Source organism: Streptomyces sp. BoleA5, from assembly GCF_000373665.1.
Taxonomy (GTDB): domain Bacteria; phylum Actinomycetota; class Actinomycetes; order Streptomycetales; family Streptomycetaceae; genus Actinacidiphila.
In genome coordinates this window covers 404,768-416,742 of record NZ_KB892090.1, presented here as the reverse complement: position 1 = coordinate 416,742, position 11,975 = coordinate 404,768, and the positions used below count along the sequence as shown (strand labels likewise).

The window sequence follows — 11,975 nt, the reverse complement described above, 5'->3', positions numbered from 1 at the left end:
CGGAGGAGAGGGCCGAGGGGAACGGCCACGCGCGCGGCCGGAGTCGGGGGCCGGGCCACAGCCACCCGCGGCCGGATTCGACCACTTCACCCCCGAAAATGGTCAAGTCCGAAATACGTCCCATAGGACTGCTTGCGTCGCGTTACGTTGCGGCATGCTCTCCAAGCACCACCGCGACGTATGGTCAGAACCACCCGCAGACGAAGCCGGGTCCGAGGCCGGGACCACCGAGCCGGAGACCGAGCTGATAGCGCTGCCCGGTCCCGTGTTCGTCGATTCCAGCGGGAGACGGGCCCGCGCGGTACGCAGGGCCGGCTGGCTGGTCGGCGCGGCGTGCTCCGTCTACACGGCGGCGCTGGCGCTCAGCCTCTCCGGCGCGACGCCGATCGCGCCGAAGACGCTGCTGCCGCTGCCGGGGGTGCCAAGCACAGCGCCGGACGACGCGGGCTCCTCGGGGACGGGAGAACTCGACGAACCGGCCGACCAGGCCGCACCCCCGGCGACGGCGGGCTTCATCCGGGCGGGGGCGGCGGCCGCGCCGTCCCCGCCCGGGGCGGTCCGCCTCGTGTCCTCCCCCAGTCCCAGTGCCTCCCCGACCAAGCGCCCGGCCAAGGGCGGCGGGGTCCCCGGCACCCCGCGGGCGACCGCGGGCAGCCCGGCCGCCCCGACCCCGACCGCCGGCGCGACCGCGACCGAACCGGTCGCGTCCGGCTCCCCGTCGGCGCAGCCCAGCACCTCCGCGTCCCCCGCACCGGGTGTCTCCGACGCCCCGGTCGACCAGCAGCCGCAGGGCGGACAGTGACCGCCCTGCGCCCCCGCCTCGTCATACCCCTGCTCGCCCTCGTGATGCTCGTGTGCGTCCTGCTGCTCGGCGGCTACGTGCGCGGCGACTTCGAGGCCGACCACCGGGTCCACCCGCCGGTCTCGGCGGACAAGGTGCCGGAGGCGGTACTGGAGGGCGGCCCGGTGGTCGACGCCACCGGCGACAGGCCCCGCTCGTACCGCACCCCGGACCGCACGATCGCCCTCACCTTCGACGACGGACCCGATCCGGTCTGGACGCCGGAGGTGCTCGACGTGCTCGAGCGGCAGCACGTGCGCGCCACCTTCTTCGTGACGGGCGGCATGGCCGCCCGTCACCCGGGGCTGATCCGGCGGATGGTCGCCGAGGGCCACGAGATCGGCGTGCACACCTTCTCCCACCCCGACCTGGTGTACCAGTCGCCGGGGCGGATCGACCGGGAGCTGTCCCAGACCCAGCTGGCGCTCGCGGGGGCCGCCGGCATCCACACCTCCCTGTTCCGTCCGCCGTACTCCTCGACCGCGGACGCGCTGGACGACCTGTCCTGGCCGGTCGTCCAGCGGGTCGGCCGGCAGGGCTACGTGACCGCCTTCATCGACCGCGACGCCGAGGACTGGCGGCGGCCCGGCGTGCAGGCGATCGTGGACGCCTCCGTGCCGGCGGAACCGGGCCAGGGCGCGATCGTGCTCATGCACGACGCCGGCGGCGACCGCTCGCAGACCGTGGCGGCGCTGGACCGGCTGATCCCGCTGCTCAAGGAGCGCGGCTACCGCTTCGACACCGTGGGCGGAGCGGTCGGCGCCACGTCCACCAACGGCAAGGTCACCGGCTCGGAACTGTGGAAGGGGCGGGTCTTCGTCGCCGCGGTGGAGCTCTCCGAGGCCGCCGTCCCCACGCTGGCCGTCGTGCTCGCCGGGGTGGGCCTGCTGGTCCTGGCCCGGTTCGCCGCCATGCTGGTGCTGGCGCGCCGGCACGCGCGGCGGCGGCGGGCACCCGGCTTCACCTGGGGGCCGGCGGTCACCGAACCGGTGAGCGTCATCGTGCCCGCGTACAACGAGAAGGAGTGCATCACCCACACCGTGCACTCCCTCGCAGCGAGCGACCACCCCGTGGAGATCGTGGTCGTCGACGACGGCTCGACCGACGGCACCGCCGACATCGTCGAGGCCCTGGACCTGCCCGGCGTCACCGTCGTGCGGCAGCCCAACAGCGGCAAGCCCGCGGCCCTCAACAACGGTGTGGCGCACGCCCGGAACGACCTCATCGTGATGATGGACGGCGACACGGTCTTCGAACCGGCCACCGTCCGCGAACTGGTGCAGCCCTTCGGCGACCCCCGGGTCGGCGCGGTCGCCGGCAACGCCAAGGTCGGCAACCGCACCCGGATGATCGGGCGCTGGCAGCACATCGAGTACGTGATGGGCTTCAACCTCGACCGCCGCATGTACGACCTGCTGCGCTGCATGCCCACCATCCCCGGCGCGTGCGGCGCCTTCCGGCGGGACGCGCTGCGCGACGTCGGCGGCATGAGCGACGAGACCCTCGCCGAGGACACGGACGTCACGATGGCGATGCACCGGGCCGGCTGGCACGTGGTGTACGCGGAGAACGCCCGCGCCTGGACCGAGGCGCCGTCCTCGGTACGGCAGTTGTGGAAGCAGCGGTACCGCTGGAGCTACGGCACCATGCAGGCGATGTGGAAGCACCGCGGAGCGGTCCTGGACCGCGGGCACTCCGGGCGCTTCGGCCGGGTCGGGCTGCCGCTGGTCGTCCTCTTCCAGGTGCTCGCGCCGCTGCTGGCGCCGCTCATCGACGTGTTCGCGATCTACGGGCTGGTCTTCATGGACCCGTTTCGCACCGCGCTCGCGTGGGCGGGCGTGCTCGCCGTGCAGGCCGCGTGCGCGGCGTACGCCTTCCGGCTGGACGGCGAACCGCTGCGCGACCTGTGGCCGCTGCCCCTCCAGCAGGTGCTGTACCGGCAGTTGATGTACCTGGTGCTGCTGCAGTCCTGTGTGACGGCCGTCAACGGCGGCCGGCTGGGCTGGCACAAGCTGCGGCGCACCGGCGAGGTCGGCGCGCCGACCGTCGGCAGCGGCACCGCCGGCCGCGTCTGAACCCCCCGTACCCTCCCGAGGAGTCGACCCATGCCCGAGGCACGCGAGGCGGGAGCCCCGGCGACCCCGCCCCGGCCCGCCGACGGCGCCGGGACGCACATACCGGGTCCACGGGGCGCCGCCCCGGCCGCCCCTGCCGCCGCCTCCTCCGGGAGCGGCGGCGGGGGCGGCGGCGGGGGCGGCGGCCGTGACCGCTACCTCGACCTGCTGCGCGCCCTCGCGCTGGTACGGGTGGTCGTCTACCACACCTTCGGCTGGGCCTGGCTGACCCTGGTCTTCCCGTCCATCGGCATCATGTTCGCCCTGGCCGGGTCCCTGGCGGCGCACTCCCTGCAGCGGCCAGCGCTGTCCGTGGTGCGGGGGCGGCTGCGGCGGCTGCTGGTGCCCTTCTGGCTGTTCTCCGCGGCCGTGAACGTCCTGATGCTGCTCCACGGCTGGCGGCCGCACTCCTGGCACCGGATGCTGCTGTGGATCCTGCCGCTGGCGGACCCGCCCGGCACCACCTGGGCCGAGCAGATCATCGCCCCGCTCTGGTACATCCGCACCTACCTGTGGCTCGTGCTGCTCTCCCCGTGGCTACTCAAGGCCTTCCGGGCGGCGCCGCGGCCGTGTCTGGCGGCGTGCGGCGCACTCGTCGTCCTCGCCCAGTACGACCGGCTGCCGCTCGCCGAGCCGGCCCTCACTCCGGTGGTCGACCTCGTCACTTTCGCGGCCTGCTGGCTGCTCGGCTTCGCGCACCGCGACGGCCTGCTGGACGCCCTGCGGGCCCGCACGGTGGTCGCCGCGGCCGCGCTCTGCCTCGTCGCGGGCGGCTGGTTCGCGTACACCCACCCCACCGACGAGGGCATCGACCTCGGTGAGATCCCGCTGGCCCAGGCACTGTGGTCGGCCGGTTTCGTCCTCCTGCTGCTGCGCTTCCGGCCCCGCCGGATGCACCGGGTACCCGGCGCGGACGGAGCGGTGGGACTGCTCAACGCCCGCGCCGTCACGGTCTATCTGTGGCACGAGGTCGCGCTCTTCGCCAGCGTCCCGTTGATCGACCTGATGTGGGACGTGCCCTTCTTCGAGGCCCATCTCCCGCTCGACGCGACCTGGTTCCAGTTCCTCACCGTCTGGCCGCTCATCGGCGCGGCCGTCGTGCTGGTCGGCTGGACCGAGGACCTCGCCTCACGGCGCCGGCCGCGCCTGTGGCCGGCGGGCGGCAGGAAACGCGGGCGGCGGGCCCGCGGCCGCGCCGCCGGGGCCCGCTGAGTCAGCGCGGCGCCCGGACGTCGTCCGCACCGGGACCGGACCCCGTCCGGTCCCGCCCGCCGAGCAGCAGGACGGCCGGGACGGCGACGAGCGTCCCCGTGAGCACGACCGCGGCTGCCCCGCGCCTGCTGCGCCCGGCCCGCGAGGTCGCGGAGGAGTACGGGATGGCACGGCCGGCCGCGGAGTGCGCGGCGCTGCCGGCCGAGACCGGCGGGGAGGAGTGAGGCAGACGAGTCGAGCTGTACGCCGGGTTCTGTTCCCGGTCGGCCTCGCGGCCGGCCGGGCGACGGCCATCCATCTAGGACCGGCGTTGCCACCGGTCTCGTGCGGTCTACCCGCGGACTCGGGCGGGCAGCCCTCGATCGTCCGCGCAGGACCGTCTCGCGACGGTCCCTCTTGACCTTGCTCCGGGTGGGGTTTACCTAGCTGCCCAGGTCACCCTGGGCACTGGTGGTCTCTTACACCACCGTTTCACCCTTACCGGGAGCCTTGCGGCCCCGGCGGTCTGTTTTCTGTGGCACTGTCCCGCGGGTCACCCCGGGTGGGCGTTACCCACCACCCTGCCTTGTGGAGCCCGGACGTTCCTCGGCAGGACCAGGGTCCTGACGCGGCCGCCCGCTCGGCTCGTCTGCCGTGGCGACCATGCTACCGGCCGATCACGCCGGGGTGAAAAGCACGGTGTGGCGACCGGGGTCGGCCCGCGTGAGGCGGACGGCGAGCGGCTCGCCGAGCGGGAGGGGGGCGGTGCCGCCGCGGACCCGCTCCTGCGCCTCGCGCAGGCGGCCGACGGCCCGCAGCAGGGCCACGGGCACCTCGGCGGTACCGGCGTCGATCGCATGCTGCACACCCGCGTAGTCGAGCCGGGCGCGGCTGCGGACGAGCGCACGGCGGACGTCGACGTCGGTGACCACCCCGTCCGCGTCGAGGTCCATCCGCCACAGCACGGCGGGCCGGTCCTGTCCGGGCAGCAGGCTGGCCGCCCCCTCGCCCAGCACCGTCGGGTGCAGCGGCACCCGGACGTCGGGGAAGTAGAGGGTCTGCACACGCCGGTGCGCCTCGGCGTCCAGCGCGCCGCCGGGTGCGACGAAGGCCGCGGCGTCGGCGATCGCGTACGACACCCGGTAGCCGCGGCCCCCTCGCGGACCGCGAGGTGCATCGCCTGGTCCAGGTCGAGCGACCCGGGCGGGTCGACGGTGAAGAGCGGCACGTCGGTGGCGTCGTACCCCGGCAACCGGGGGTCGCGCGCGGCCTCCTCGGCCTCGGCGAGCACGCCGGCCGGGAAGTCCCGCCGCACATGCAGCTCCGTGCGGAGCACGTCGAGCGCGGACCGCAACCGGGCTCCGTCGGCGGTGGTGACGCGGAGGGGACGACGAAGCATGGAGCGAGCCTAAGTCGCACGGTCGTAGGCTGCACTGCACCGGGGAAACGCGAAGGAGAACCACAGTGCTCGTCCTGCTACCGCCGTCCGAGGGCAAGGCCACCGACGGCACGGGCCCCGCCGTCGACCTGGGCTCCCTCTCCCTGCCCGGGCTCACCACGGCCCGCGCGACGGTGCTGGACGAGCTCGTCGGGCTGTGCGCGGGCGGCGACGAGGACAAGGCGGCGGACGTGCTCGGGCTCAGCCCCGGGCTGCGCGGCGAGATCGCCCGCAACGCGGGGCTGCGCGACGCGCGGACCCGGCCGGCCGGCGAGATCTACACCGGCGTGCTCTACGACGCGCTCGGCCTGGACACGCTGGACGCCGCCGCCCGCCGCCGGGCGGCCAGGTCGCTGCTGGTCTTCTCCGGGCTGTGGGGCGCGGTCGGCATCCGCGACGCGATCCCCGCGTACCGCTGCTCGATGGGTGTGAAGCTGCCCGCGCTGGGGTCGCTCGCCGCGTACTGGCGCACGCACCTCGCCGAGGCCCTCCCGGACGCGGCCGAGGCCGCGGGCGGCGGCCTGCTGCTCGACCTGCGGTCGTCGGCGTACGGGGCGGCGTGGAAGCCGGCGCCGCGCAGCGCGCTGGCGGGGCGGACGGCGACGGTGCGGGTGGTGCAGGCGGAGACGCGGAAGGTCGTCAGCCACTTCAACAAGGCGACCAAGGGGCGGATCGTGCGGGCCCTCCTGGAGTCCGGGGCGCGCCCCGAGAACCCCGACGCGCTGGTCGCGGCCCTGCGGGACCTGGGCTTCACGGTGGAGGTGGCTGCGCCGGGGCGGCTCGACGTTCTGGTGACCGACGTCCACTGAGTTTTGTGCGGGGTGGTCGTGGTTGCGGTCCGTTGTCGTGTGCGGGCTGTTTGCGCCTACGGCGGGCGTCCACCCGCCCGCCCTCACTCCCCCAGCCTTCGGCCGGGGGTGCCCCCAACTCCCCCGCCCCCTCCGTATCGTCAGGCGACTGACGGCCGGAGAGGGGTGAGGAGACGGTCCGGGGTCGCCGCACACGTCCTACTCGACGCCCCCTCCATCCAGTTCGTTGCCGTCGGCAAGGTGAGCGGGCACGGGTTCGGCCGCTCGTTGAAGGACAGAGGTGTGCCCTCGCGCCTGCCGTGACGCAGGCAACCGGTGCGGGGGAGGTGCCCCTGGCCACCGGTGCGTGCGCCCTGTCTCGGCCTGCGGCCGGGAACCCTCCTGCCGGGGGCAGTTTCCTGCGGTGCGGGGAGGGGTGGGCTCCATCACCCCCCACCGGCGCTGGTCGCCGAACGATACGGAGGGGGCGGGGGAGGTGGGGGTCCCCCCGGCCGAAGACTGGGGGAGGGTGGGCGTTCTGGACGCTGACGTGTATGTGTTGTGCGGCACAGACGGCACCGAAAAGTGCCGCCCGCCATACACATAAATATGCGGTACAGAATGCCCAGCCCCGGAGGCCCCGCCCCCGGCCCACCACGCACGCGCGAAGGCCCGCACCAACCGCGCCGGGCAATCGGGCGGGAGGGCGGGGATGCCCGCCGCAGGCGCAGACAACCCGCACACAACAACCGGCCGCAAGGCGCACCGTTGCGCAAGATGCAACGCCCGTTGCGGAGCCCGCAGCCGCCCGGCACGATGCCACCGTGCTGAGCCTCACCCCCGGCGCCCCCGGCGCCCCCTCCCCCGCCAACGCCCCCGTCATCCCCGTGCTCACGCTGGACGACCCCGCCGACGCGCCCCCGCTCGTCCGCGCCCTGGCCCGCGGGGGGTTGACCGCGGTGGAGATCACGCTGCGGACGCCCGCCGCGCTGGAGGCGATCGCCGCGGCGGCCCGCGAGGTGCCGGAGGCGGTCGTGGGGGCCGGGACCTTGGTGCGGGCAGAGCAGGTGGGGGCGGCGGCGCGGGCGGGGGCGCGGTTCCTGGTGAGCCCGGGGTGGACGGAGGGCCTGCTGGACGCGATGGCCGCGTCCGGGCTGCCGTTCCTGCCCGGCGTGTCGACCGCCTCCGAGGTCGTCGCCCTGGCCGAACGCGGCGTGCGGGAGCTGAAGTTCTTCCCCGCGGAGGCGGCCGGCGGCACGGCGTACCTCAAGGCGCTGGCCGCGCCCCTGCCGGAGATCCGGTTCTGCCCGACCGGCGGTATCGACGCGGCCCGCGCGCCGGCCTACCTCGCCCTGCCGAACGTCGCCTGCGTGGGAGGCAGTTGGATGGTCCCGCAGGACGCCCTGCGGGACCGCGACTGGGACCGGGTGGAGCACCTCGCCCGCGAGGCGGCCGGACTGCGCGCGCCGGCGCCGCCGTCAGCGCAGGTGTGACGTGTCGTTGAGCAGCCTCAGCGACGCGTTCCCGTCCCCGTAGTACGCCACCGCCGACAGCGCCGCCGCCGACAGCTCCATCCGGAACAGCGACTCCGGCGGGGCCCCCAGGGCGAGCCGGACCAGGGTCTTGATCGGCGTGACGTGGGTGACCACCAGCACCGTGCGCCCGGCGTAGCGGGCGATGAGCTTGTCCCGGGTCAGGGAGACCCGGCGGGCGACGGCGGCGAAGCTCTCCCCGCCGGGCGGGGCGGTCTTCGCGGAGCCGAGCCAGGCGTCGAGTTCGGCCGGGTGGCGTTCCTTCACCTCGGCGAAGGTCAGCCCCTCCCACGCGCCGAAGTCGGTCTCGCGCAGCCCTTCGTCGACGCGCAGGTCGAGGCCGAGCCGGTCCGCGACGGTCTGCGCGGTCTGCCGGCAGCGGGCCAGCGGCGAGGTGACGACGGCCTGGACGGTGCCGCGGGCGGCGAGGGAGTCGGCGACGCGCTGGGCCTGCCAGCGGCCCTTCTCGGAGAGTTCCGGGTCGTCGCCCCCGCTGCCGGAGAAGCGCTTCTCCGCCGTGAGCGGGGTCTCCGCGTGGCGCAGCAGGACGAACGTGGTGGGCGTGCCGAGGTCGGCCGCCGCGGCCCAGCCGGCGGGCGGGGCCTTGGGGGCCTCGTCCGCGGGTTCGGTGGCGACGGCGGCAGGCGAGGCGCCCGCCGCGGCGGAGGAGCGGCGGGGTTCCCACTGCTTGCCGCGCTTGCCCGCGTCCATCGCCTCGTTGGCGAGCCGGTCGGCGTGCTTGTTCTTCTCGCGCGGGATCCACTCGTAGCTGACCTGCTCCGCCGGCAGGACCGTCTTCGCCTCGGCGGCCAGCGGCCGCATGTCCGGGTGCTTGATCTTCCAGCGGCCGGACATCTGCTCGACGACCAGCTTGGAGTCCATGCGCACCCGCACCCGGGCCTGCGGGTCGATCGCGTGCGCGGCACGCAGCCCGGCGATCAGGCCCCGGTACTCGGCGACGTTGTTGGTGTGCGTGCCGATGAACTCGGCGGCCTCGGCGAGCACTTCGCCCGTGGCGCCGTCGCAGACGACAGCGCCGTACCCGGCGGGCCCCGGGTTGCCCCGGGACCCGCCGTCGGCCTCCACCACCAACGTACGGGCCATTACAGGCCCGACTCGGGGGTGCGGACGAGGATGCGGCGGCAGTTCTCGCAGCGCACGACCTCGTCGGCGGCGGCCGCCCGCACCTCGTTGAGCTCCGTGATGTTCAGCTCCAGCCGGCAGCCCTCGCAGCGCTTCTGGTAGAGCCGGGCGGCGCCGACGCCGCCGGACTGGCCGCGCAGCTTGTCGTAGAGCTTCATCAGGTCGGCGGGGACCGAACCGGCGATGATCTCGCGCTCCTTGACGACCGTGGAGCCCTCGGCGTCGATCTCCCGCAGCGCGGTGCTGCGGCGCTCCTCGGACTCGCCCGCCTTGGCCTGCACGGACTCCAGGCGGCCGGTCAGCTCCTGGACCCGCTCCTGCAGGCCCTCACGGCGTTCCATGACCTCCAGGACGACGTCCTCGAGGTCGCTCTGCCGTTTGGCGAGCGAGGTGATCTCGCGCTGCAGGTTCTCCAGGTCCTTGGGGGAGGAGACCGCGCCGGAGTCCAGCCGCTCCTGGTCGCGGACGGCGCGCTTGCGCACCTGGTCCACGTCCTGCTCGGCCTTGGTCTGCTCGCGGGCGGTGTCGCTCTCCTCGGTCTGGGCGGCGACCAGCAGGTCGCGCAGCTGGGTCACGTCGGAGCCGAGGCGCTCGATCTCCGCGTGCTCGGGGAGGTTCTTGCGCTTGTGTTCCAACTGCGCGAGGCGCGAGTCGAGGGCCTGGACCTCGAGCAGTCGGATCTGGTCTGCGGGCGCGGCTTTCAGCGGGGGGCTCCTGAGGTCGTGGGTTCGTCAAGGGGAAGTGCCTGGGCGTGGGCCGTCCACGGGTCGGTGACGGCGCGTGACACATAGGTGCGCAGCGCCCAGCCGTGCCGTTCGGAGACCTCGTCGAGCCGGCGCGCGGCCTGCTCGCACCAGGGCCACTCGGTGGCCCAGTGGGCGGCGTCGACGAGTGCCGGCGGACCCGCCTGCCGCGCCTCGGACGCCGGGTGGTGGCGCAGGTCGGCGGTGAGGTAGACGTCCACCCCGGCCCTGCGTACGTCGTCGAAGAGGCTGTCGCCGGAGCCGCCGCACACCGCGACGGTGCGGACCTGCCGCTCGGGGTCGCCCGCGACGCGCAGCCCGGTCGCGGTGGCCGGCAGGCCGGCCGCCGCCCGGCGGGCGAAGTCCGCCAGTGTCATCGGCTCGGGCAGCTCACCGATGCGGCCGAGGCCGCGGCGGCCGGCCGGGTCGGCGGGGTCGGGCACGAGGGGGCCGGTGACGCGCAGGCCGACGGCCTCGGCGAGGGCGTCGGAGACCCCGGGGTCGGCCCGGTCGGCGTTGGTGTGCGCCACGTGCAGCGCGATGCCGTTCCTGATCAGGGTGTGCACGACGCGGCCCTTGAAGCCGGTCGCCGCGACCGTCGTCGTCCCGCGCAGGTAGAGGGGGTGGTGCGTGACCAGCAGGTCGGCGCCGGTGGCGATCGCCTCGTCGACGACCTCCCGGACCGGGTCGACGGCGAACAGCACCCGGCCGACCTCGGCGTCCGGGTCCCCGCAGACGAGCCCGACGGCGTCCCACTGCTCGGCCCACGCCGGGGGCCAGAGGGCTTCGAGGGCGGCGATGACGTCGGACAGTTTCGGCACGGGTCGAGGTTACCGCGCCGGTGCCGGGCGGCCGGAATCCCGGGCTGGTCATGAGCACACCGAGCATCCGAAGTCCGACGGAACGGGACGAGCGCCACCCTTACGTGTGAAGACCACCAACTCGTGTCGGACGCCCGGGCGTGCGAAAACTAGCGTCGTGGCCCGGAGGTGAGCCACACCATGACAGCCTGCGCCACCGAGACCACCACCGTGCGACGGGCCGGGTTCACGATCGCCGCGGACGGCTCCTACGCCGCCTGCCTGGCTCAGGGACCCGAGGGGGACGACGGCTGGTACCCCGAGCGCTGGACGCTCGGCGGGCCCGAGCCGTACACCGTGCCGCTGCCCGGGAACCAGCCCGAGGAACAGTGCTCCGAGGTCATGCCGCTGCCCGACGGCCGCGTGCTGATCCGCCGCCGGGTCGCCGACCGGTTCGACCTCGCCCTGCTCTACCCGACCGGTCCCGGCACCGGCGAACAGCTCATCGGCTCGCTGCCGGGCGGGGAGGCGGAGGCGCGGCTGCTGCCTCCGGTCGCCTCCGGCGAGGTGTACGCCCTCACCTACGACCCGGCACGCGAGGTGTCCGCGGTGTGGCTCGTCCACGACGACCGGGATCTGCGGCCACGCCGCCTCGCGGAGGTCCCGGGCCGCTGCGGGGGCGGCGCCTGGCTGGACCGGGCCGGACGTCTGATCGCGCTGGACCGCGAGGCGGAGGGGACGGTCAAGACGGTCGCCGTCGACCTGGAGCGGGCCGGGGCGGTCAGTCCGCTGCTGCAGATCACCGAGGCGAGCAACGACCGGCTGCTGCTCGCGGAGCCGGACAGCGGGCTGCTGATAGTGCGCAGCGACGCCACCGGCGAGGACCGGATCGGCTGGGGCGTGCTGGGCAGTCGCCGGCCGATGCGGTTCGCCGAGTGCCTGCGCGTCCCGGACGCGGTGCTCACCCCGTTCGCGGCCCAGCCCGGCCAGGTGCTGATGCCCGAGGCGTGCGCCGTGGCGCTGCGCGCGGACGGAGCGCACGGCACGTCGCTGGCGGTCTGGCGGCCCGGGGAACGCCGCGCCACCTGGCTGTCCGCGCCGGAGGGATGGCTGGCGGGGGCGGGCCTGTGGTCGGCCCGGGGGGTGCTGCGTCTGCCGTACGCCTGCGCGCACTGCCCGTGCGGCACGGTGGAGTACGAGGCGCCGGCCGCGGTGTCCTCGCCGTCGCCGGCGGGGAGCGCGGCGGAGGGCGCTCCCCCGGCCGTCCCGGACGGGGGAAGGACGAGCCCCGTGCTCCCGTTGCAGAAGGCGCCGCTGGCCACGGGATCTTGAATCGGTAAACTCCTGCGGCGTTCCGCGCACCCTGCAAGCTAGTCGACGGAGAG

General features: G+C 74.8%; 10 protein-coding genes, 1 other RNA gene and 1 pseudogene. 7 read left to right on the top strand and 5 right to left on the bottom strand.

Annotated features, from left to right (window positions below):
- The first annotated feature begins 154 nt into the window (after positions 1–154).
- From B085_RS50365 to B085_RS51360, 4 genes are all read left to right on the top strand, one after another.
- Complete coding sequence (locus B085_RS50365) at positions 155–802, top strand: hypothetical protein (RefSeq protein WP_018556874.1); 648 nt, start codon at positions 155–157, stop codon at positions 800–802.
- Positions 799–2,916: a bifunctional polysaccharide deacetylase/glycosyltransferase family 2 protein gene (locus B085_RS0101980; protein WP_018556873.1), complete on the top strand. Its 2,118-nt coding sequence runs from the start codon at positions 799–801 to the stop codon at positions 2,914–2,916. Before B085_RS50365 ends, B085_RS0101980 begins: the two co-directional genes overlap by 4 nt.
- A gap of 30 nt (positions 2,917–2,946) precedes the next feature.
- Positions 2,947–4,167 (top strand): acyltransferase family protein, encoded by a 1,221-nt coding sequence (locus B085_RS0101975; RefSeq protein WP_018556872.1) that lies wholly within the window; start codon positions 2,947–2,949, stop codon positions 4,165–4,167.
- Between the two features lie 98 nt (positions 4,168–4,265).
- On the top strand, positions 4,266–4,391 hold the full coding sequence (locus B085_RS51360; RefSeq protein ID WP_018556871.1) for a hypothetical protein: 126 nt from the start codon (positions 4,266–4,268) through the stop codon (positions 4,389–4,391).
- A gap of 2 nt (positions 4,392–4,393) precedes the next feature.
- On the opposite strand, the gene rnpB is transcribed toward B085_RS51360, so the two are convergent.
- Together rnpB and B085_RS46170 are read right to left on the bottom strand one after the other, a co-directional pair.
- An RNA gene (rnpB, locus tag B085_RS45405) (RNase P RNA component class A) lies at positions 4,394–4,794 on the bottom strand.
- Positions 4,795–4,913: 119 nt separating this feature from the next.
- Positions 4,914–5,545, bottom strand: a pseudogene (locus B085_RS46170) (RNB domain-containing ribonuclease); the annotation flags it as partial.
- Between the two features lie 65 nt (positions 5,546–5,610).
- On the opposite strand from B085_RS46170, the gene yaaA reads away from it, so the two are divergent.
- Together yaaA and eda are read left to right on the top strand one after the other, a co-directional pair.
- Positions 5,611–6,393: a peroxide stress protein YaaA gene (gene yaaA / locus B085_RS0101960; RefSeq protein WP_018556869.1), complete on the top strand. Its 783-nt coding sequence runs from the start codon at positions 5,611–5,613 to the stop codon at positions 6,391–6,393.
- Positions 6,394–7,196: 803 nt separating this feature from the next.
- Entirely contained in the window at positions 7,197–7,865 is a 669-nt protein-coding gene (eda, locus tag B085_RS0101955) for a bifunctional 4-hydroxy-2-oxoglutarate aldolase/2-dehydro-3-deoxy-phosphogluconate aldolase (RefSeq protein WP_018556868.1), read from the top strand.
- Here eda and B085_RS0101950 read toward each other — a convergent pair.
- Genes B085_RS0101950 through B085_RS0101940 form a run of 3 tightly spaced genes read right to left on the bottom strand, consistent with a single transcriptional unit; the run spans position 7,851 to position 10,611 of the window.
- Positions 7,851–9,008, bottom strand: a complete 1,158-nt coding sequence (locus tag B085_RS0101950; RefSeq protein WP_018556867.1) for a bifunctional RNase H/acid phosphatase — start codon at positions 9,006–9,008, stop codon at positions 7,851–7,853. The genes eda and B085_RS0101950 overlap by 15 nt on opposite strands.
- Positions 9,008–9,751 (bottom strand): zinc ribbon domain-containing protein, encoded by a 744-nt coding sequence (locus B085_RS0101945; RefSeq protein WP_026250587.1) that lies wholly within the window; start codon positions 9,749–9,751, stop codon positions 9,008–9,010. The genes B085_RS0101950 and B085_RS0101945 overlap by 1 nt, the downstream gene beginning before the upstream one ends.
- Complete coding sequence (locus B085_RS0101940) at positions 9,748–10,611, bottom strand: Nif3-like dinuclear metal center hexameric protein (RefSeq protein WP_018556865.1); 864 nt, start codon at positions 10,609–10,611, stop codon at positions 9,748–9,750. The genes B085_RS0101945 and B085_RS0101940 overlap by 4 nt, the downstream gene beginning before the upstream one ends.
- A gap of 180 nt (positions 10,612–10,791) precedes the next feature.
- Between B085_RS0101940 and B085_RS40920 the strand changes: the two genes are divergently transcribed.
- Positions 10,792–11,922: a hypothetical protein gene (locus tag B085_RS40920; protein WP_018556864.1), complete on the top strand. Its 1,131-nt coding sequence runs from the start codon at positions 10,792–10,794 to the stop codon at positions 11,920–11,922.
- The last annotated feature ends 53 nt before the right edge of the window (positions 11,923–11,975 follow it).

Coding starts and splice junctions, on each gene's coding strand:
- B085_RS50365 (WP_018556874.1), top strand. CDS start 155: ATGCTCTCCAAGCACCACCGCGACGTATGGTCAGAACCACCCGCAGAC.
- B085_RS0101975 (WP_018556872.1), top strand. CDS start 2,947: ATGCCCGAGGCACGCGAGGCGGGAGCCCCGGCGACCCCGCCCCGGCCC.
- B085_RS0101950 (WP_018556867.1), bottom strand. CDS start 9,008: ATGGCCCGTACGTTGGTGGTGGAGGCCGACGGCGGGTCCCGGGGCAAC.
- B085_RS40920 (WP_018556864.1), top strand. CDS start 10,792: ATGACAGCCTGCGCCACCGAGACCACCACCGTGCGACGGGCCGGGTTC.